Consider the following 21,925-nt stretch of genomic DNA (forward strand, 5'->3'; position numbering starts at 1 on the left):
AAAAATTTTTTCACTTAACTTGCTTCTTCGCGCAACTTTCCTGCAAATTCATTAATCTTTCTGATTCGATGATTGATTCCGGATTTAGAGATCGCTCCTGATGGAATCATTTCTCCTAGCTCTTTTAAACTGACTTCTGGGTGCTTTAATCTCAATTCTGCAATTTCTTGCAATTTTTCTGGTAGTGCAGTTAATCCAACTCTACTTTCAATCAATTCAATATTTTCGATTTGTTTTGCTGCAGCATCAATCGTTTTATTCAGATTGGCTGTCTCACAATTGACAAGTCGGTTGACTGAGTTTCGCATATCACGTACGATACGGACATCTTCAAAGCGCAACATCGAATTCGTCGCACCAATTAAGGTTAAAAAGTCAGCAATTTTCTCTGCGCCTTTTAAATATGAAATATAGCCGTTTCGACGTTCCAATGTTCGAGCATGAAGACCATAATAATTTAACATATCACAAATGTCTTGATTATGTTGTTCATAAATGGAGAAAATTTCTAAATGGTAACGACTAGTTTCAGGGTTATTGACTGAACCAGACGCCATGAATGCTCCTCTTAGATAGGATCGCATTTTTTGTGCATTTCCTAAAATTTCATCAGATACATGCCCATTGAACATCATTCCGTCCATGATATCTAGATCCATCAGTACATTTTTCGTTCCTTGTTTCAAACGAACGATATAGACATTATTCTTTTTCAATTTCATTTTTTTTCGAACGAGTAACTCGCTTCGGACATTATAATGATCTTTTAAAAGAGAATAGATCCGTCTGGCGATAGCTGCATTTTCTGTTTGAACGTTTAAGATAAATTGTTGATTCACAATCCCTAAAGATCCATTCATTCGCAAAAGTGCAGCTAATTCCGCCTTTGCATGTTCGCGGTGAACTTCAAGTCCAGTAAGTTCTTTTTTGACATCTGCCGCAAATGACACCCTATTCTCCTCCTTTCTTTTAGTAACCTACCGTTTAATATTTGGAACCAAAAACCAAACGAAATAGCTCTTCCACAACTTTTTCACCATCATGGAAGACACCTCCATTTTTTAATTCTAAAAAGTCAGTCGAAATCACTCGACAACCTTCATTCCGTAATCCATGAAAATCATGGGTTACTTGTACGAGGTATTCATCGTAAATTTCGGGATCCATATAACCTGCTGGTACTTTTTCTGTGTTAACTAAAACAGTATCAATAAATGGTCGTTTCAAATGTTCATGCAACACCCGAATATGATCAGCATCTGTAAAATGTTCTGTTTCACCTTTTTGTGTCATGATATTACAAATATACACCACTTCGGCTTCTGTTTTAGCTACTGCTTCTCCAATTTCTTGGATGACCAAATTAGGTAAAATGCTAGTAAACAAACTACCCGGTCCTAAAACGACCATATCCGCCTCCATAATGGCAGAAACAACTTTTCGTGCTGGTTTGGCTTCGCTATCATCCGTGGTATTTCGCACATAGACATGATCAATCGTTTTTCGATCGACCGCAATTTTTGATTCCCCCACCGCAGTAGTACCATCTTTAAAAACTGCATGGAGTGTTAATGGTGTTTCAGAAGAAGGATAGATATGACCGTCCACATGCATCATCTTAGATAGGAGTTGTACTGCTTCGTATGTACTTCCTCTCATTTCTGCGACAGCGGCAATGATCAAATTACCGATCGTATGATTGGCTAAAAATTGATCTTCTTTTTTAAAACGATACTGAAAGATATCTTCATAAAATTGTGGCATATCCGACAATGAAACCAACACATTCCTCAAATCGCCAGGGGGCGCCATCGCAATTGATTCTCTGATTGCACCGCTACTGCCCCCGTCATCTGCGACAGTTACGATCGCTGTAATATCAGCCCCTTGGTTACGCAAGCTTTTTAAAATAACCGGTAAGCCTGTGCCACCCCCAACGACAACGATTTTGGGCTTTCTTATACGGTAAGTTTTCATCTTCACGAGCGATTCACCGTCTCTTTCCGTTTATCTTTGTCACGGTGAGTCACATTGACTTTATAATTTTCTTTCAAAGCACCTGATAAACGTTCTGTTAACGCAACTGAACGGTGTTGCCCTCCGGTACAGCCAATAGCAATCGTCAAGCTGCTTTTACCTTCTTTGATATATCCTGGTAAAACCGTCTGTAATAAATCTAAAAACTTATTATAAAACAGCTCAGTTTCATCAAATGACATCACATAGTCATAAACTGGTTGATCTTTTCCTGTCAAAGGTCTTAATTCAGGGATATAGTGGGGATTTGGTAAAAAGCGTACATCCATCACGATATCTGAATCAATTGGCAAGCCATATTTGAATCCAAAGGAAACAAATTCGATTCGAAAGCCTTGATCGCCTTTGGTCTTAAACGTTTGATTGATTTTTTCCCTTAACTGACGTGGCGTTAAAGTCGTCGTGTCTATAATGACCGAGGCCTGCATCTTTAGATCATTCAATATCGCACGTTCTTTACGAATTCCTTCCGTGACTAAACCGTTCATTGCCATTGGATGGGTACGTCTTGTTTCCTTGTATCGTGCGACTAATTCTTCATCGGATGCATCTAAAAATAAAATCGACGTATCGATAAAATCCGTATTCTCAATTTCGACTAACATATTTTGGATTTCTTCAAAAAACGAGCGTGAACGCAAGTCTACCACTAATGCCATTTTCGTCACTTTACCCGATTCTTTGATCAATTCCCAAAACTTTGGAATTAGATTTGGTGGCATATTATCAATACAGAAATACCCCATATCTTCAAAACTTTGAATAGCGACCGTCTTCCCAGCGCCACTCATCCCTGTGATGATTACTAGTTGTAAATTATCAGCCATATCAAACGGCCCCCTCTCATATCTCTTCCTAAAATTATATCACTTCCGGGCGTATCATTACCAGTTAAACATTCTTAAAAATGAAGTTGTCGATAAAAATAGGGACAAATACCACTGTAGGTATCCGCCCCTAATCTTTGCTCATAAAAGTTTTCAACTTGATATGGTAGCTTGTCGGTGTTGTAAGGCACGGGCGATCGTTTGATCAGCTAAGATTGACTGTGCGTCAATGACGGGATATTCATTTTCCCCTACATACTCTTGCATCAACGATAATTCTGTACAGCCTAAAATAATTTTTTCGCAATCAAATCGCGCCACCGCTTCTGCCAAAATTTCGTAGTATAGTTCTTTGTTTAAATAATCTGATTCTTTGATATCATGATAAATCAAATGGTTGATTTTCGCCTGAAGTTGAGCATCAGGAATGACAGCCTCAAAGCCTAGCTGTTTCACTTCCTTTTCATAAATTCCAGCTTTCATGCTACCTTCCGTACCCAGGATGGCTACTTTACCAGTTGTGTTTTGTCTGACAAGCTCATTTGCCGCTTCTCGTGGCATATGAAGAATCGGAATCTCAGTGGCTGCTTGAAGTTCATCAAAGAAATAATGAGCTGTATTACACGTTAAAACGATAAAATTTGGTTTGAGTAAATTTTGTTTTTCAACATCATCTAGTAGGTAAGGCATTGGACTTTCTTGTTCCCTATCTAAAATATAAGCCGTTCGATCAGGAACTGTCGCATGATTAAATAATACATAATTTAAATATTCCTGATCTTTTGAGGCTTTGGTTCGATGATTGATTAGACGGACAAAACTCTCTGTGGCCATCGTTCCCATTCCGCCCAAAATACTAAAAAAGTTTTCCATGAATCAACCTTCTTTCACATGAAAGTATTTTTTAAATCGAGGAATGTAATTTCTAAACATATACTTCATCAATAACCAACGTTTGAGCGAACGATCTTTCTCATAAAAAACAGTCGTTCCATAACGATTTTCTTTAATCATTTTTTCTGCAACTTTTTTGTCTTCATTTGCTTTTGCATAAGTTAAAAAGACCTTGTTAGGTACACCCATCCATAATTTTGCTTGATCCGATTGGCTCGTCCCATAGGTAGTCCCTGTGAATGGAACTTCAAATACACGGTCTTCTGTCACAAATTTTGCTAAATTCAAGCCATTAAGAGTGACAAAGAAACTGCTTCTTCCCTGACGAAGGTTGATTTCAAAAAGTTTGTATTCACCATCTCTTGGATCGTATTTCATATCAAAATTCGCAAAACCAGTATAGGAAATATCTTCTAAAAATCGTTTAATCGTTTGATAGATCTTTTCATTATAATCTGGCATGATCACCACATAATTACCAATCGAAGCTGGTGTTGGATCTTCTAGTAATGGGTGACCTAAACACATCATTCTTACTTGATGGTTTTCATCGACATAAGCATTTAACACACGCATATTACTATCATCCCCAGGAATGAAATCTTGGACGATCATTTCACTTGTATAACCTGCTTCGTAAATACGACCTAAGATCAAGTCAAATTCTTCACGATTATCGATAATAAAGGCTTTTTTTCGACCTTCAAATTGGACAGATAAGTATTCTACGCTGTTTGCCGGCTTTAATGCCACTGGAAAGTCAAATGGTAACTCTTGATTCAAATGCCCATCAACTAACATTTCTTTTCTAACAATCAACGTTTTGGGATAAGGTAACTGGTATTCCTCGCAAACTTCATAAAAACTAACCTTATTAATCAGACGTTTAAATAACGAATAATCGATGTAAGGACAAATAAAATACTTTGAGAGTTCTTCTTTATGCTGAGAAATCAGTTCTGCATAGCCATCTCCACATGCAATCAAGAGATACTTCTTCGTTTGATCTGAATATTTCTCTCTTGCTAAACGTAACATGGACTCAATAAAGACCGGATCTTTATCAAAACCAGGAATTACGTCTACTTTGACGATTTTGCTATAGCGAGTTGGTGCCAACTGATTTGATGCATACGCCTGGCAAACTTTGCCATACGCTTCATGAAATGAACGTGCCATTCCATAGACATTCATGTCGCTACCCAATAAAATAGGAATAAATTCTTCGTTTACATTACTGTTCATCATTATCTCTCACTTACTCATAATCTCTAGTTTTCTTTTTCAACTACACAAGGAATATCATACCATAAAGAAAAAAGCAATCAAAGGAATCTCCTCCGATTGCTCAATTCTTTTTTGAACGGATTGAACTTATAGGAAGTTTTTATCTATACCAATTAGTGTAGAAAGAACTACCATGTTTCGTATTTTAGTCTATACTGGTCAATAAAACAAGAATAGATACTTGATTTTAATTTTTTTTTAACTATCCAGTTGGTTTTCACCATTCATGATTTTTTTTAAGTATCGACCAGTATAACTCTCTTTCACCTCAATGATATCTTCAGGTGTACCAGTGGCTAAAATCGTACCGCCACCTTCCCCGCCTTCTGGTCCAAGATCAATAATATGATCAGCGGTTTTAATAACATCAAGGTTATGCTCGATCACTAATACCGTATTCCCTGCATCTACTAAACGTTGCAAGACATCAAGTAGCCGGGCAATATCATCTGTATGCAAACCAGTCGTTGGTTCATCCAAAATATAAAAGTTCTTACCATTCGCTATTTTGTGTAATTCACTAGCGAGTTTCATCCGCTGTGCTTCCCCACCAGATAATGTTGTAGCTGGTTGCCCCATCGTAACGTAGCCTAGACCAACATCGACAATGGTTTGAAGTTTTCGATGAATCTTAGGGATTGGTTGGAAAAATTCAACGGCATCTTCAACCGTCATTTCTAAAATATCTGCAATACTTTTTCCTTTATAATGAACTTCTAGCGTTTCAGAATTATATCGCTTCCCATGACAAACTTCACAAGGAACGTAAACATCAGGTAGAAAGTGCATTTCAATCTTAATAATTCCATCGCCTCGGCAGGCTTCACAACGTCCACCTTTAACGTTGAAACTAAAACGGCCTTTTTTATACCCACGCATTTTAGCTTCATTTGTTTGTGCAAATAAATCTCTAATATCATCAAATACACTAGTATATGTCGCAGGATTGCTTCGTGGTGTGCGCCCAATCGGACTTTGATCGATATCAATGATTTTTTCAATACTTTCATAACCGGAAATTGATTTGAATTTACCAGGTTTTGCTGAATTACGATTGATTTTTTGTGCAAGAGCTCGTTTTAGGATACTATTGACCAATGTACTCTTACCTGAACCGGACACACCAGTCACCGCAACAAATTCACCTAAAGGAAATTCCACTGAAATATTTTTCAAATTATTTTCCGTTGCCCCAGTGATTTTGATAGCTTGTCCATTCCCTTTTCGTCGTTCAGTTGGAACTGGAATACTCTTTTTACCGGATAGATATTGTCCAGTCAAAGAATCTTCATCAGCAGCCACTTCCGCTGGCGTGCCAGCTGAAACGATTTCTCCTCCTTGATGCCCGGCACCAGGGCCTACATCAATCAAATAATCTGCCGCACGCATCGTATCTTCATCATGCTCGACCACAACCAGAGTGTTCCCTAGATCACGCATTTTCTTCAATGAACCGATCAAACGGTCGTTATCTCTTTGATGGAGTCCGATAGAAGGCTCATCTAAAATATAAAGAACCCCTGAGAGATTCGAGCCAATTTGAGTGGCCAAACGGATCCGCTGTGCTTCTCCTCCTGAAAGAGTTCCTGATGCACGACTCAGCGTTAAATAATCGAGACCAACATTTTCTAAAAATGAAAGTCGATCATTCACTTCTTTTAAAATCGGTTTAGCTATTACTTTTTCTTGGTCTGAAAGGGTCAAATTTGAAAAGAAGTTGACCGCTTTTTGGATAGACAACTCGTTCGTTTGTCCAATATTCGTCCCATTGATTTGAACGGATAAAGCTTGAGGATTCAAACGATACCCATGACAAGTTTGGCAAGTCAATTCAGTCATATATTGTCTCATTTGCTCTCTTGTGAAATCACTGTTTGTATCATGGTACCGACGCTTAATGTTTTTCAATACCCCTTCAAAAGTTGTTTCAACATCACGAACACCACCGAAATCATTCTCATAGTGGAAATGGAACAGCTCGTCTGTCCCATTGAGCACGATTTCTTGATGTTCAAGTGGCAACTCTTCAAAAGGCGTCTCCATATCAATCCCATAACTTTCACAGGCTTGAGCCAGCATCTGTGGATAGTATTGTGAACTGATTGGATTCCAAGGGACGATCGCTCCTTGACTCAACGTCTTCGTACGATCAGGTATCACTAAATCTTGGTCCACTTCTAATTTGACACCAAGACCATCACAATCAGGACAAGCACCAAATGGCGCATTGAAAGAAAACAGTCTTGGTTCCAATTCACCAACAGTAAAGCCACAATAAGGACAAGCGTAATGCTCGCTAAACAGCATTTCCTCTTCTCCGATGACATCAATCAAAACATAGCCTTCTGCTAAACGCAAGGCAGCTTCGATTGAATCAAACAAACGTGAACGGATTCCTTCTTTTATGATGACACGGTCTATGACAATTGCGATATCATGCTTTTTATTTTTTTCTAATTCTGGTACTTCACTTAAGTCATAGATTTCTCCATCCACTCGAACACGTACGTATCCTTCTTTTTGAATACGTTCAAAAACTTTTTTATGTTGGCCTTTTTTCTTGACAATGATCGGCGCAAGAACTTGAATTTTAGTTCGTTCAGGTAATTCTAAAACTTTATCAGCCATTTGATCAATAGATTGGCTGGTGATCTCAATGTGATCATTCGGACAGATAGGATGCCCCACACGTGCAAACAGCAATCGGAGATAATCATTGATTTCTGTGACAGTTCCTACTGTTGAACGAGGGTTTTTACTAGTTGTTTTTTGATCAATTGAAATTGCTGGACTTAGCCCATCAATACTATCAACATCCGGTTTATCCATTTGCCCTAAAAATTGCCGTGCATAAGCAGAAAGACTTTCGACATATCTTCTTTGTCCTTCTGCATATAATGTATCGAATGCTAACGAACTTTTCCCAGAACCAGATAATCCAGTGACCACCACAAATTTATCTCGCGGAATTGTCACATTGATGTTTTTTAAATTGTGGGCTCTTGCACCATGGATAATTATTTTATCATTTGCCATATAATCCCCCTACTCTGACGCCTTTAGTTCAAGAATCATATCCCGTACATTTGCGGCTGTCTCGAAATCTAATGCTTTAGCAGCATCTTTCATTTCTTTTTCTAATTTCATTAATAATGTAGCTTTTTCTTCTCTTGTCATTTCTTCATAGGATACTTGAACCGTTTCTTTTGCATCATCTTCGGATTCTTTCGTGATGGAAATCAAATCACGGATCTCTTTGATGATCGTTTTCGGCACGATACCATGCTCTTGATTATATTGTTCTTGGATACTACGTCGTCTAGCAGTTTCATCGATAGCCTTGCGCATCGAATCAGTCACTTTGTCCGCATACATAATCACTTTTCCTTCTGCATTCCGTGCTGCACGTCCAATCGTCTGTACTAAAGAACGTTCGCTCCGTAAAAAGCCTTCTTTATCTGCATCCAAAATCGCTACTAGCGAAACTTCCGGTACATCAAGTCCTTCACGTAACAAGTTGATTCCTACAAGTACATCGAATTCACCTAAACGAAGATCACGAATGATTTCGGTACGCTCTAATGTTTTGATATCACTATGCAGATATTTGACTTTGATTCCTAATTCTTTAAAATAATCAGTCAAATCTTCAGACATTTTCTTTGTCAATGTAGTTACAAACACGCGCTGATCTTTTTCAACTCGTTCATTGATTTCTCCTACCAGATCATCAATTTGCCCCATGATCGGCCGCACTTCGATGATTGGATCTAGTAGCCCAGTTGGTCGGATGATCTGTTGAATCACTGTATCCGTTTGTTCATACTCATATGGACCAGGCGTAGCAGATACATAAACGATTTGATTCACGTGCTTTTCAAACTCTTCTAATCGTAACGGACGATTGTCTAATGCCGATGGTAAACGAAAACCATAATCGACTAACATCTGTTTTCTTGCGCGGTCACCATTGTACATTCCCCGAATTTGCGGCATTGTCACATGCGATTCATCAATAATCATTAATGAATCTTCGGGAAAGAAATCAAGTAATGTGTATGGTGGCTCACCTTCTTTTCGACCATCCATGTGTCGCGAATAATTTTCGATTCCAGATGTATAACCCATCTCTAACATCATTTCAATATCATAGTTCGTTCGTTGTTCTAGCCGTTGAGCCTCTAACAATTTATTCTCATTCCGCAAAACTGTCAAACGTTGTTCCAGTTCCGCTTTGATATTTGCAACCGCATGTTCCATGTGTTCATCATTTGTAACAAAGTGAGTCGCTGGAAATATCGCCACATGCTCAGTTTCTCCCAAGACCTCACCAGTCAACGCATTGACTTCACGAATCCTTTCGACCTCATCCCCAAAAAATTCAACACGCAACGCACGTTCATCCCGACTGGCTGGGAAAATCTCCACAACGTCCCCACGTACTCGAAAACGACCACGTTGAAAATCAATATCGTTGCGCTCAAATTGGATACTAACTAAATCACGAATCAATTGATTACGATCAAGCTCAGCTCCTTGTCTAATTGAAACGACTTGTTTTTGATACTCAAAAGGTGAACCCAAACCAAAGATGCAAGAAACAGAAGCAATCACGATCACGTCATTTCGTTCTAATAACGAACTGGTTGCCGAATGTCGTAATTTATCAATTTCATCATTGACACTAGAATCCTTTTCAATGTAAGTATCACTTGAAGGGACATAAGCTTCAGGTTGATAATAATCGTAATAAGATACAAAATATTCAACTGCATTATTGGGGAAAAATTCTTTGAACTCCCCATATAATTGTCCAGCTAATGTTTTATTGTGGGCAATAATCAATGTTGGCTTATTCACTTTTTCAATCAAATTCGAAACGGTGTACGTCTTCCCTGTACCAGTTGCTCCTAAAAGTATCTGAGCTTTCTTTCCACCAACTACCCCATCAACTAACTGTGTAATGGCTTCGGGTTGATCTCCTGCTGGTTGATATTTTGACACCAACTCAAAGTGTCGGGAGGTATCTCTTTCTATCATATTTCATCCTCCTTTTCATTCTTTCCTCTTCATTTTACGACCACAAAAAAGAAAAGGAAAGCAAAGGCATTCCTTGTTGATTTATTATACCACACCGAACATACTTTCGCTACTTTTGAGTTTTTTCTTTTCTACTATATTATATAAATTCATACATGTATTATGTAGTAAATTAGGCAGCAAAATTATATATCAATAATGTCCCTTAAGTAATTATTTATCTTACGTCAGATTCCTCTCTACATTTATTATGTTACATTTTATAACATAGATTGTTACAAAATGACATTTTTTTTATTTTTTTCAGCAACTCAGCTTGTATCTATTATTAGTTTTCGCATATAATAGGAAAATATGAAAAGTTATTGAAATTTTAGGAGGTTAATTATGAAAAAAAAGCATTTGCTTCATACGATTATTTTCATAATGACAGGACTTGTCACATTTGCGCTTAGCAATCCTGTACAAGCTGACGATAAAACTACTGCTGACTCAAGTACGAGCGAGACGATGCAAAAAATAGAACCTAAGAAAGAGACGTATGTCATTGCCAGCGATTCAGCTTTTGCACCTTTCGAGTTTCAAAACGCTGAAGGCAAATACGAGGGAATTGATGTTGGATTAATGGAGGCAATCTCCAAACTGCAAGGATTTAACCTACGTATGGATTATCGTGGTTTCTCTGCTGCGCTACAAGCGTTAGAATCTGGTCAAGCAGATGGAATGATCGCAGGAATGACTGTGACCGATGAACGAAAAAAAAGCTATGATTTCTCAGATCCTTATTTTGAAAGCGGGATTCAAATCGCTGTCAAAAAAGGAGACAATTCAATCAAGTCCTATGAAGACCTAAAAGGAAAAACAGTAGGTGCCAAAGTTGGAACTGAAAGTGCTGATTTTTTAAATGCCCACGAAGACCAGTACGGCTATACCATCAAGTACTTCGATTCTGCAGATCAGTTATATGACGGATTGAGAGTTGGCGCAATTGACGCCATGATGGACGACTACCCTGTTATCGGCTATGCAATTAAAAACAATCAACAATTAGAAACACCGATTGCTAAAGAATCTGGTGGTAAATACGCTTTTGCTGTGAAAAAAGGCCAAAATCCTGAACTATTACAAATGTTCAACGAAGGTCTAAAAGAATTAAAACGAACTGGCGAATACGATAAAATCATCAACAAATATATCTCAACAGATAATACGCCTACTAAAGCCAGCAAAGATGAATCTACACTAACTGGTCTATTACAAAACAACTACAAAGTTTTACTAAAAGGTTTATGGCAAACGATCTTATTAACTTTAATTTCATTCGCCTTGGCATTAGTTGTTGGTGTTATCTTTGGTTTATTCAGCGTAGCGCCAATCAGAGCCCTACGAACAATTGCAAGTATTTATGTCGATGTCATCCGCGGTATTCCAATGATGGTTCTTGCATTCTTCATCTTCTTTGGATTACCAGGTATCGTCGGATTTACTATTCCCGACTTCATTGCCGGGATTATCACACTAACTTTGAACGCCAGCGCTTATATCGCAGAAATCGTTCGTGGTGGGATCAAAGCTGTGCCAGTTGGTCAAATGGAAGCTTCTCGCAGTTTAGGACTTTCATATAATCGAACCATGCAAAAAATCATCTTACCACAAGCAATCAAGATCATGTTGCCATCTTTCGTGAACCAATTCGTTATTTCATTGAAAGATACAACAATCATCTCAGCGATCGGCGTGGTAGAGTTACTGCAAACTGGTAAAATTATCGTTGCACGTACGACACAAAGTACGTACGTCTATCTAATTATTGCTATCATGTATTTGATCCTCATTACTATTCTGACAAAATTAGCAAAAGTTTTAGAAAAGAAGGTGAAATAAGATGGCTGAAAAAATTCTAGTTGAACATCTTGTAAAAAAATACGGTGAAAATACCGTTTTAAATGATATCAATGTTTCAATCAACGAAGGTGACGTTGTTTGTATCATCGGTCCTTCCGGTTCAGGAAAAAGTACCTTCCTACGTTGTTTAAACCGTTTAGAAGAGCCTTCAGACGGCGAAATCATCATTGATGGGGCCCACTTAATGGACAAAAACACCGATATCAATTTGGTAAGACAACACATTGGAATGGTATTCCAACATTTTAATCTATTCCCACATCTTTCAGTGCTAGAAAACATTACATTAGCACCTATGGATTTGAAAAAAGAATCAAAAGAAGCCGCTGAAAAGAAAGCAATCAAATTGCTACAAACCGTCGGCCTTGAAGATAAAAAAGACATGTATCCAGAAATGCTTTCTGGTGGACAAAAGCAACGGGTCGCTATCGCTCGTGCTCTAGCGATGAATCCTGATATCATGCTCTTCGACGAACCAACTTCTGCACTAGACCCGGAAATGGTCGGAGATGTCTTGAACGTCATGAAAAAATTAGCTAAGCAAGGGATGACGATGGTTATCGTTACACACGAAATGGGCTTTGCTAAAGAAGTTGCCAATCGTGTCATGTTTATTGATGGAGGGAATTTCCTAGAAGATGGCACACCACAACAAATCTTTGAAAATCCACAAAATGAACGAACAAAAGATTTCCTAGATAAAGTACTAGATATTTAACCTTAAGATGATGAAATTGTTAAAGACCGTTGCAAAAGGATGCCTATCCCTTGCAACGGTCTTTATTTTAAAGGCATTTATAAAATTGACCAGAAATAACACTTACTTCCTTTTTGTCCTCTTCTTTCGTCCCTGCTTTAATTATTTGTTTGCCACTTTCTCCTGTCTAAATAAAAAAAGCAAATCAATAAGAGGCTGGCGATTCTCCAGCAATTAGATGTTGGTCTAACTGCCAGAGATGCTAGTTGAATTTATTGATTTGCTTTTCTTTTATTTTCTTTTCTTACCGCCAAAGGCATCTTTCACTTTATCAAAGAAGCCATCTTCTTGTTGTTCTTCTACTTTGATGCCGCCAGCTTCAGCAAAAGCACGCAATGCTTCACGTTGCTGTTCATTTAAGTTCTTCGGCGTGATCAACTTCACTTTCACATGTTGATCCCCAGTAGCTCCTCCACGAAGTTTAGGCGCTCCTTTGCCACGTAAACGGAAATTCGTTCCTGTTTGCGTACCTGCCGGAATTTTAAGTTTGACATCTCCATGAACTGTTGGCACTTTTACTTCATCACCTAAAGCAGCTTGTACAAAACTCAATGGCAATTCGTAATAGATCTCTGAACCATCACGATCGAAAATATCACTTTCTTCCACACGGAATACAACATATAGATCACCAAATGGTCCGCCGTTTTCTCCAGCTTCACCTTGACCTGCCAGACGCATTTGTTGTCCTTCTTCTACACCTGCTGGTACATTCACCTTAACAGAATGTGCTTTCTTTTCGTGACCAGAACCATGACAAGTTGGACAAGGATCTTTGATTTCTTTACCAGTACCATGACAAACGTCACAAGTTTGACGACTCATCACACGGCCAAGTGGCGTTTGACGTTCCACATTGATTGTCCCTGATCCATGACACTTATGACAAGTTGTTGGTTGTGTTCCAGGTTTCGCACCATTTCCATGGCAAGTATGACAAATTTCTTCTCGGTTATACTTGATTTCTTTTTCTACGCCAAAAATCGCTTCTTCAAAAGAAAGATCGATCGTATACTGTAAATCCGCACCCTGTCTTGGCGCATTAGGGTCTACCGTACGACCGCCACCGCCAAAGAACGAATCAAAGATATCTTCGAAACCACCAAAACCGCCACCTGAAAAGCCGCCAAAACCACCAAAGCCGCCACCGGCTCCACCAGCGCCATAGTTTGGATCGGTACCTGCGTGTCCATATTGATCATAAGCTGCCCGTTTTTGCGGGTCACTTAAAATTTCATAAGCTTCTGATACTTCTTTGAATTTTTCTTCTGCATCAGCTTCTTTATTGATATCTGGATGATATTTTTTTGATAGCTTTCGATAAGCTTTTTTAATTTCATCTTCAGAAGCTCCTTTTGAGAGCCCTAAGACTTCATAATAATCACGTTTTGTTGCCATAGGCTTTCCTCCTATTGGTTCTCATCATTTCCACGTCGCTTGTTATCATATCATACTTTTACGAAAACAAAAACTGCTACTTTCAAGTATTTAAAAAAGGAAGCTAGTTTAAGGCTCATACCTAAGTCAAGTTTTCCAAATTGAAGAAAGAATGTTCCTCAAATCTTATCTTATGACCAGATCGAACTACCTCAAAGCAACAGCTATTGTCCAAGAAATTCTCCCATTGTTCTTATGACTTCTGTTATTCAACAGGCATAATCATGCACATCAAATCTCCAAACAATAAGGTCTCTATTTTGCGCATCATTCTTGAAAGTAAACGCCTACTTACCTTTTAGACCACTCTAAATGTAGCACTATCGGAAAATAATCCGAAGAATCTCGAAAATATGAGAATCTATTTTCGCATTCTTCGGATTATTTCTTAGAGCTGATCTCTTTTGCTAAACCTTCTTTCAAGCATTAACACTAAAAACGAATGGTAAAGTAAATTGTTGTATAAACTTCGATTCACTCGTCTTTTAGATCCTGCTTAATATTGTTTAACAACGTATTCAAAAGGTTGTATTGTATGATAACAGTCCCAGCTAGAGAAGGGGAAAACCTTCTCTACTGAAACTTGTCATTTCTACTAAACAGCTAACGATTATTTAATGAGATTATTTTTTGTCGTCTCCGTCGACTTCTTCAAAGTCAGCGTCTACTACATCATCTGCACCTGTTTGCGCTGCTTCTGGATTTTCTTGTGCTTGTTGTTGCGCAGCTTGTTCATACAATTTAACTGTCAAATTTTGCACGATTTCATTCAATGCATCACGTTTTGTTTTCATTTCTTCGATATTGTTTGCTTCAACAGCAGCTTTCAATTCATCGCGAGCTTCTTCCGCTTTTTTCACTTCTTCTGCGTCAACTTTACCTTCTAATTCTTTTAGTGTTTTGTCAACTGAGAATAGTAAAGCATCAATATCGTTACGTAAATCCACTTCTTCTTTACGTGCTTTATCTGCTTCTGCATTCGCTTCTGCATCTTTTACCATGCGTTCGATTTCATCATCAGTTAGTCCTGAAGAAGATTTAATCGTGATTTTTTGTTCTTTTTGTGTACCTAGATCTTTAGCAGAAACATTCACGATACCATTTTTATCAATGTCAAAAGTAACTTCGATTTGTGGCACACCACGTGGTGCTGCAGGAATATCTGTTAATTGGAATCTTCCTAACGTTTTGTTATCAGCAGCCATCGGACGTTCACCTTGCAAGACATGGATATCTACAGCAGGTTGATTATCTGCAGCCGTTGAGAACACTTGTGATTTACTTGTAGGGATCGTTGTGTTTCGATCAATTAATTTAGTAAAGACGCCACCCATTGTTTCAATACCTAATGATAACGGAGTAACATCAAGTAACACAACGTCTTTGACATCACCTGTGATAACCCCACCTTGGATAGCAGCACCCATCGCTACTACTTCATCTGGGTTTACAGATTTGTTTGGTTCTTTTCCAGTTTCTTTTCTTACTGCTTCAACAACTGCAGGAATACGTGTTGAACCACCAACTAAGATAACTTCATCAATTTCAGATTGTGATAAACCAGCATCTTTCAAGGCTTGTCGTACTGGAATTTTTGTACGCTCTACTAAATCAGCGGTTAATTCATCAAATTTCGCACGAGTCAATGTCATTTCTAAGTGAAGAGGACCTGCTTCGCCAGCTGTGATGAACGGTAAGCTGATTTGTGTGCTTGATACTCCAGATAAATCTTTTTTCGCTTTTTCTGCAGCATCTTTCAAACGTTGCAATGCCATTTTATCTTGTGATAAATCAATGCCGTTTTCTTTTTTGAACTCAGCTACCATGTGATCAATGATTTTGTTATCGAAGTCATCCCCACCTAGATGGTTATCTCCAGCTGTTGATAGTACGTCAAATACGCCATCACCTAATTCAAGGATAGATACGTCGAACGTACCACCACCAAGGTCAAATACTAGGATTTTTTCATCACGATCTGTTTTATCCAAGCCATAAGCAAGCGCTGCAGCAGTTGGTTCATTTACAATACGTTCAACTTCTAAGCCAGCAATTTTACCAGCATCTTTTGTTGCTTGACGTTGTGCATCATTGAAGTAAGCAGGCACAGTAATAACTGCTTTTTCAACTTTTTCACCTAGATAGTCTTCAGCGAATCCTTTGATATATTGAAGGATCATTGCAGAGATTTCTTGTGGTGTATATGATTTCCCTTCTACTTCTACTTTATAGCCTGGTTCACCGATATGGCGTTTGATCGATGAAATCGTATTTGGATTCGTTACTGCTTGACGTTTAGCAACTTCACCCACTTGAATTTCCCCATTTTTAAATGAGACAACAGAAGGAGTTGTACGGTTACCTTCTGGATTTGCAATAATTTTTGCTTCGTTTCCTTCTAAAACAGCTACTGCTGAATTGGTTGTACCTAAGTCAATACCGATAATTTTACTCATAATTAACGTCTCCTTATCTTAGTTAATTTTATATCATGACATTATTGCGCAACAATAACCATTGTTGGTCTTAATACGCGGTCATGTAATTTGTAACCTTCTTGTAGTACTTCGACGATTGTGTCAGCTGGAAGTTCCTCAGTCGCTGGCACGGTTTGTACAGCTTGATGGAGGTTCGGATCAAAAGCCTCTCCTTTTGCTGGGATTTTTTCGATTCCTTCTTCTTTAAGTGCTTGTTTCAAGCTTTCTAGTACCATTTCAACACCTTTTTTCAAACTTGCACCCTGATCATCAGCCACATCTGTAGCCAAAGCACGCTCTAAGTTATCAATTGAAGGTAATAATTTTTTAGCAAGATCTTGTGAACGATATTTTTGTAATTGTTCACGCTCATTTTTACTTCGATTTGCAATATTTGCAATCTCAGCTCGAGCACGTAAATATTTATCTTCCAACTCTTCCATTTCAGCCTTTAAATTTAAACGCTCAAATTCTTCAGCTTCTACGTCAGAGACACCTGAGTCTTCCGTCGCTTCCGTATCGATTTCCGTATCTTCTTGAATATCCGCTACGTCTTTTTCTAACTCTTCTTTTTTTTCTTTCACAAGACACACTCCTTTTCGTTAATCAGTCAGTGATTCGTTTTCATGCTAAGATCCAGTCAAATCAATTGATCGATAATAATCAGCAAGCTTGTTCGCTAATTCTTGACGATAGACATCTACCAGACCCAGCATTTTTGAATAAGGCATACTGGTTGGTCCTAACAAGGCTATTGTACCTCGACCGTGTCCAGCAATCTCGTAACTTGCTTGGATCATGCTCATATTTTGTAAAAGCTCATTTCCTAATTCAGATCCAATTTTGATGTGGATGTTACTATCCGTTGGGACGATCATTTGGGTTAATTCATAAGTATCTGTCATAAACGAAAACATCGATTTGAACTGCTCCAGATCTTGGTGGAGTTCATAATCTAGTAGATTCATTTGCCCACTTACATAAATTTTGTCTTCAAACGCATGTCCGAGTATCGTATCAAAAAGATTTGATATCCCTTCAGTTGTCTGAAAATATCTATGCAAAATCATTGGAATCTCTGTCCGCAATTTATGATAGACAGTCATCAATGGATCTCCCACCAATCGTTCATTGACAATGCGAACAATTTTTTCTAAATCTTGGCTTCCTAGATTTTCAGGAAGTGTAAAAACTTGGCTTTCTACATTTCCTTTATCGGTTACTACAATCGCAATCACTTGACGACTATTTAAAGGAACGATACGAAAACCAGTCAAACGGCGGTCTTTAATTTCTGGGCCTAACGAGAAGGTTGTGTAACTAGTCAGCTCGGATAAAATCTCAGCAGATTGTTGAATAATCTCGTTAATTTCATGAAATTCTTTGCTTAAAGACAGCCGAATCTGCTGCAGATCATCATTGGTTACACGAGCAGGTTTTAGCAAATGATCCACATAATGCCGATAACCTAATGCTGAAGGAATCCTTCCTGATGAAGAATGAGTTTTAAGTAACAACCCAGCATCTTCTAAGGCTTTCATGTCATTACGGATCGTTGCTGAGCTTGCCTTGACTCCATCTTCCATTAAGGTTTTGGAGCCAACGGGTATACCGCTACTCGTATAGTTTTGGATGATCAGACGTAAAATCTCACTTTGTCTTTGTGTTAACATCTTCTTCACCTCTCATTAGCACTCATATCTTCTAAGTGCTAACCCACTTACTAATATAGCAAGAAGCGCATAGTGTGTCAAGAAAAAGAACACCACTTTTAGCACTCTCATTTAACGAGTGCTAAAAGCGGCATTCTCTGATAAATACATTGATAGATCAACACGAAAGATAAATAGGTTTCTTAATACCTTCCATTATTTAATCGATATATAAAGAAATTTAAAGGTTTTATTGACCTCTCACAACTATTTTTCAAGCAAGAAACGTTCAAAGACTTCATTTCCTAGAAAAGTTCCTTTTGGCGTTAAATAAATTCGATCGGATTCATTTACCAATAATCCTTCTTTTTCTAAATCTGTCAAAACCTTTGAATAAAGCGATTCGATTGTTTGCTGATAACGTTCGTAAAAATGTTGTTTGGAAATTCCTATCTTTTTCCTTAACCCAAGAAACATTTCTTCCTCGATTTGATTTTCTCTTAAAAGTACTTCAGTTTCCAAAACAGGGAGTTCTCCTGCTCTTAATGGACGTAAATAATGTTGAATCGGTCCCTTATTACGGTATCGTTTATTCCCAAGATATCCACTTGCACCTGCGCCAAAGCCGAAATAATGATCATTGTTCCAATACATCAAATTGTGTTTTGATTCATGCCCCTTCAATCCAAAATTACTGATCTCATATTGATGACGTCCCTTTTTTTCCATCGCTTGTATGGTTTCTTCAAACATTCGCGTTTCGGTTTCTTGATCAGGCAGTTCTAAACGCCCTTGCCGCACCCAATTCATAAACATCGTTTTATTTTCTAAAATCAATGAATACAATGAATAATGGGGCAAATCAAGTGCAAGTGCTTGATTCAATGTCTCTCGATAGCCCTCTAACGTTTGTCCAGGTAACGCATAAATCAGATCAATACTCACATTCGTAAAGTTTTCTTCTTCTAAAAAACGCATTGTTTGGTAAACATCCTCTGCGGTATGTTTCCGCCCAATTTTTTTCAGCAACCGATTATCAAAAGTTTGCACCCCCATTGATAAACGATTCACTCCATAATTTTTCATGACCTGAAGCTTTTCTTTCGTTAGATCTCCAGGATTCGCTTCAACCGTAAATTCTTTTCCTTCTTTAAAAGGCAATATTTCCCTAGCGCCTGCTAACAAACGATCCAATTGCACTGCAGTCAAAGACGTAGGTGTCCCACCACCAACATACAGTGTTTCTAATTCTTTTACAGGATGTTGTTCAAGTGTGATTTCCATTTCTTTTAGAAGCATCTCGACATATTCATCTACGGGTTGACCTTCTAAAAATACTTTATTAAAGTCACAGTAATAACAGATATGCTCACAAAACGGGATATGGATATACGCAGAAACCTTTTGTTCTGCGGGATTGGTTGTTTCATTCATTAAACTAAATTCTCCTTACGTCGAAAAGTCGTACCTGTTTTCGACCTTCTTTAAACGGTGTTCAAGCGATTGCTTCTTCGGAATTAAGTTCAAAAAATTCAAAAATATGGAAAGCTATTTTCGATTTTTCGCTCTTAATTCTTGAAGCATACCATCGCTTTCACAACCTCTCATATACGCATACTAACCGTATTTTCCAAACAAATCCACTAAAAAATCCAAGAATCGACTTCTTGGACTAGTTTTTCTTTGGTTGTATTGGTTACTTGGTTATAAATTTCTAAAGTAGTTTTCATGTTGGAATGACCCACTCGCTCCATGATCGCTTTAATTGGAACGCCTGCTTCTGCCAATAAAGAGATATGAGTGTAATGGTAAAGACAGTAAGGTCTATACAGTGGCTAATCAAAAAAGACCTAAAAAATGGTAATTCAACAAGCATCTCCTCAATTGCTGAACTTATTAGCTATTTCATTCTGTCTTTTATGTTGTATGTACGTTTTAAATCTAATTCTTTTAATCATTCTTTTCTTTAGGTTTATCCATTTGAAAAACTCTGCATCACTTGATACAACCTCTGGGGGTTTACACACTTTTTTATAGACTACCTTTCAAAAGTTGACTCTCGTTTAGTTCTTGAAAATTCTTCGTTATTTTTTATAGCAGTATTTGTTAGTTTTTCTGAAAGAGTAGGTTTCATTGACTGGCCTCTTTTATTTCTTCTGTTATTAGATTGTTCAAAGTTATTAATGAGTTTATTGTATTCATCAGTATACTTTGTTGCTAACGAGGGGCTTAATTTTCCTTTTTTTACAAGCAACTCTATACAATTTTTCTCATTAATTATTGCATATTGAATATTCGTTTTTTCACACTTTAATGTTGGAAGGATGATATTCTCAAAAATATTAAGATTTTTTTCTGTCTGCTGAATATCACTAGGAGACATTTTCTTATTCGAGCGTAACTGTAAATGGAACTCATTAATTTGTTCACGTAAATATTTTATATTTTTAGTTGCCATGTTGAAATTGTTTGAAAGATCTTCAAATCTTATTGCTATAGATTCTTCTTGTGGAGAAAGAGTAGGTAGCGCTGTTGTAGGTTTATTCGTTATTTCAGGCATACTTATCGTTGTTTTATAAGTGCTACCCAAATGGGTTCCTTTTGATTTTGTAGACTTTTGTGAAAAAATAGTAGGACTTTCTGTTTCAAGAGAATGCACTGCAGGGGTTCTCAGGTAGTTTATCTCATTTTTTAGGAATCTTGTTAGCTTTCTACAATTGGCTAAAAAACTATTGGCCTCCCTTTTTTTGTTTTTTAGATTGTCTAAGTCCATTATGTAACGAAACGCATATTCTTCTACTTCTGTTCTATTCTCTATTCCATCATTTTTTAAATATTTTTCAAGCGATTCCATCTTCTGTTCTGTCTTATTCACAAAAGTTTTTAAATCATTCCTCACAAGAAGTAATTCTTTGCATAATTCTTCAGACTGCTCACGGTATGATTTTAATAGATTAATTTCTGCAGGTTTTTCAGTAATATATCCGTTTAAGAGTTTGATAAATTCTGACTCTTTTTCCACTAGTTGATAAATTGCTCCGTCATGAGCTTTTTGATCCTCGAGATGCTTTGAAAATTCTACATCAATTTCTTTTGATTGTTTAGATTTTTGAGCTGAATAGGGGTTTGGATCATCTACTTGCATTTCGTCTAATAGTCTTGAGGTTTGGTCAGTGTTCATCACATTATTGTGTTTCGAGTGTCGAACTTTGTGTGGATGAATTTCATCATTTTTTTTAGATTTTTTAGATTTTTTTTTAGATATTTGAGCTGAATAGGGGTGTCTTGGATCATCTCTTTGCATTTCGTCTAGTAGTCTTGAGGTTTGGTCAGCGTTCATCCCATTGTTGTGTTTCGAGTGTTGAACTTCGTGTGGATGAATGTCATCAGGTAAAAAATTAATTCTACCCAAGTTTTCTACATACGGATTTCGTTCTAATTCCCTTCCTTGATTTTGGTGTCCTAAACTACGTGCTTCATTTGCTATGCTCGCCACACCAAGAGCAGCAGTAATCAGTTTACCTATTCTCATATAGTATCCATCTCCTTTTCATTTAATGCTTATCCCATTAACTATGTACTTCATCATTTCTTTTGTTTTTTGGCCAACAA

General features: G+C 37.6%; 15 protein-coding genes and 1 pseudogene. 2 read left to right on the forward strand and 14 right to left on the reverse strand.

Annotated features, from left to right (window positions below; translation table 11 throughout):
• Positions 1-14 precede the first annotated feature (14 nt).
• From whiA to uvrB, 7 genes are all read right to left on the reverse strand, one after another.
• Positions 15-950 carry a DNA-binding protein WhiA gene (whiA, locus tag AB3H90_RS02040; RefSeq protein WP_368016076.1) on the reverse strand — a complete coding sequence of 312 codons (936 nt, stop codon included), beginning with the start codon at positions 948-950 and terminating at the stop codon, positions 15-17.
• A 34-nt stretch (positions 951-984) separates the two neighbouring features.
• Positions 985-1,983 (reverse strand): YvcK family protein, encoded by a 999-nt coding sequence (gene yvcK / locus AB3H90_RS02045; RefSeq protein ID WP_010718950.1) that lies wholly within the window; start codon positions 1,981-1,983, stop codon positions 985-987.
• Positions 1,980-2,864, reverse strand: a complete 885-nt coding sequence (rapZ, locus tag AB3H90_RS02050) for an RNase adapter RapZ (protein WP_010718949.1) — start codon at positions 2,862-2,864, stop codon at positions 1,980-1,982. Before rapZ ends, yvcK begins: the two co-directional genes overlap by 4 nt.
• Before the next feature lie 153 nt (positions 2,865-3,017).
• Complete coding sequence (locus AB3H90_RS02055) at positions 3,018-3,737, reverse strand: amino acid racemase (protein WP_368016077.1); 720 nt, start codon at positions 3,735-3,737, stop codon at positions 3,018-3,020.
• A gap of 3 nt (positions 3,738-3,740) precedes the next feature.
• Positions 3,741-5,006 (reverse strand): D-aspartate ligase, encoded by a 1,266-nt coding sequence (locus AB3H90_RS02060; RefSeq protein ID WP_010718947.1) that lies wholly within the window; start codon positions 5,004-5,006, stop codon positions 3,741-3,743.
• 237 nt (positions 5,007-5,243) lie between these two features.
• On the reverse strand, positions 5,244-8,081 hold the full coding sequence (gene uvrA / locus AB3H90_RS02065; protein ID WP_368016078.1) for an excinuclease ABC subunit UvrA: 2,838 nt from the start codon (positions 8,079-8,081) through the stop codon (positions 5,244-5,246).
• Between the two features lie 9 nt (positions 8,082-8,090).
• Positions 8,091-10,085: an excinuclease ABC subunit UvrB gene (gene uvrB, locus AB3H90_RS02070; RefSeq protein WP_034698271.1), complete on the reverse strand. Its 1,995-nt coding sequence runs from the start codon at positions 10,083-10,085 to the stop codon at positions 8,091-8,093.
• Positions 10,086-10,472: 387 nt separating this feature from the next.
• On the opposite strand from uvrB, the gene AB3H90_RS02075 reads away from it, so the two are divergent.
• Together AB3H90_RS02075 and AB3H90_RS02080 are read left to right on the forward strand one after the other, a co-directional pair.
• Positions 10,473-11,969, forward strand: a complete 1,497-nt coding sequence (locus tag AB3H90_RS02075; protein WP_010737741.1) for an amino acid ABC transporter substrate-binding protein/permease — start codon at positions 10,473-10,475, stop codon at positions 11,967-11,969.
• Between the two features lies 1 nt (position 11,970).
• Positions 11,971-12,708: an amino acid ABC transporter ATP-binding protein gene (locus AB3H90_RS02080; protein WP_010718943.1), complete on the forward strand. Its 738-nt coding sequence runs from the start codon at positions 11,971-11,973 to the stop codon at positions 12,706-12,708.
• Between the two features lie 270 nt (positions 12,709-12,978).
• Here AB3H90_RS02080 and dnaJ read toward each other — a convergent pair whose 3' ends face one another.
• The 7 genes and pseudogenes from dnaJ to AB3H90_RS02115 form a co-directional block, all read right to left on the reverse strand.
• The gene (gene dnaJ / locus AB3H90_RS02085; protein ID WP_010718942.1) at positions 12,979-14,145 is read right to left on the reverse strand and encodes a molecular chaperone DnaJ; all 1,167 of its coding nucleotides are present in this window, start codon (positions 14,143-14,145) and stop codon (positions 12,979-12,981) included.
• 662 nt (positions 14,146-14,807) lie between these two features.
• Positions 14,808-16,640 (reverse strand): molecular chaperone DnaK, encoded by a 1,833-nt coding sequence (gene dnaK / locus AB3H90_RS02090; protein WP_010718941.1) that lies wholly within the window; start codon positions 16,638-16,640, stop codon positions 14,808-14,810.
• A gap of 41 nt (positions 16,641-16,681) precedes the next feature.
• Positions 16,682-17,245, reverse strand: a complete 564-nt coding sequence (grpE, locus tag AB3H90_RS02095; RefSeq protein ID WP_010718940.1) for a nucleotide exchange factor GrpE — start codon at positions 17,243-17,245, stop codon at positions 16,682-16,684.
• A gap of 45 nt (positions 17,246-17,290) precedes the next feature.
• Positions 17,291-18,334 (reverse strand): heat-inducible transcriptional repressor HrcA, encoded by a 1,044-nt coding sequence (gene hrcA, locus AB3H90_RS02100; protein WP_010718939.1) that lies wholly within the window; start codon positions 18,332-18,334, stop codon positions 17,291-17,293.
• A gap of 246 nt (positions 18,335-18,580) precedes the next feature.
• On the reverse strand, positions 18,581-19,747 hold the full coding sequence (hemW, locus tag AB3H90_RS02105) for a radical SAM family heme chaperone HemW (protein WP_034698273.1): 1,167 nt from the start codon (positions 19,745-19,747) through the stop codon (positions 18,581-18,583).
• 209 nt (positions 19,748-19,956) lie between these two features.
• A pseudogene (locus tag AB3H90_RS02110) lies at positions 19,957-20,118 on the reverse strand (site-specific integrase); the annotation flags it as partial.
• A gap of 233 nt (positions 20,119-20,351) precedes the next feature.
• The gene (locus AB3H90_RS02115) at positions 20,352-21,845 is read right to left on the reverse strand and encodes a hypothetical protein (protein ID WP_368016079.1); all 1,494 of its coding nucleotides are present in this window, start codon (positions 21,843-21,845) and stop codon (positions 20,352-20,354) included.
• Positions 21,846-21,925 lie beyond the last annotated feature (80 nt).

It is taken from the genome of Enterococcus sp. C63, assembly GCF_040887215.1.
Lineage (GTDB): Bacteria > Bacillota > Bacilli > Lactobacillales > Enterococcaceae > Enterococcus_B > Enterococcus_B hirae.

What these genes read in the sequence shown, in the direction of transcription:
- rapZ (WP_010718949.1), bottom strand. Translation starts at nt 2,864, where the DNA reads ATGGCTGATAATTTACAACTAGTAATCATCACAGGGATGAGTGGCGCT.
- AB3H90_RS02055 (WP_368016077.1), bottom strand. Translation starts at nt 3,737, where the DNA reads ATGGAAAACTTTTTTAGTATTTTGGGCGGAATGGGAACGATGGCCACA.
- AB3H90_RS02060 (WP_010718947.1), bottom strand. Translation starts at nt 5,006, where the DNA reads ATGATGAACAGTAATGTAAACGAAGAATTTATTCCTATTTTATTGGGT.
- uvrA (WP_368016078.1), bottom strand. Translation starts at nt 8,081, where the DNA reads ATGGCAAATGATAAAATAATTATCCATGGTGCAAGAGCCCACAATTTA.
- uvrB (WP_034698271.1), bottom strand. Translation starts at nt 10,085, where the DNA reads ATGATAGAAAGAGATACCTCCCGACACTTTGAGTTGGTGTCAAAATAT.
- AB3H90_RS02075 (WP_010737741.1), top strand. Translation starts at nt 10,473, where the DNA reads ATGAAAAAAAAGCATTTGCTTCATACGATTATTTTCATAATGACAGGA.
- AB3H90_RS02080 (WP_010718943.1), top strand. Translation starts at nt 11,971, where the DNA reads ATGGCTGAAAAAATTCTAGTTGAACATCTTGTAAAAAAATACGGTGAA.
- dnaJ (WP_010718942.1), bottom strand. Translation starts at nt 14,145, where the DNA reads ATGGCAACAAAACGTGATTATTATGAAGTCTTAGGGCTCTCAAAAGGA.
- dnaK (WP_010718941.1), bottom strand. Translation starts at nt 16,640, where the DNA reads ATGAGTAAAATTATCGGTATTGACTTAGGTACAACCAATTCAGCAGTA.
- hrcA (WP_010718939.1), bottom strand. Translation starts at nt 18,334, where the DNA reads ATGTTAACACAAAGACAAAGTGAGATTTTACGTCTGATCATCCAAAAC.
- hemW (WP_034698273.1), bottom strand. Translation starts at nt 19,747, where the DNA reads ATGAATGAAACAACCAATCCCGCAGAACAAAAGGTTTCTGCGTATATC.
- AB3H90_RS02115 (WP_368016079.1), bottom strand. Translation starts at nt 21,845, where the DNA reads ATGAGAATAGGTAAACTGATTACTGCTGCTCTTGGTGTGGCGAGCATA.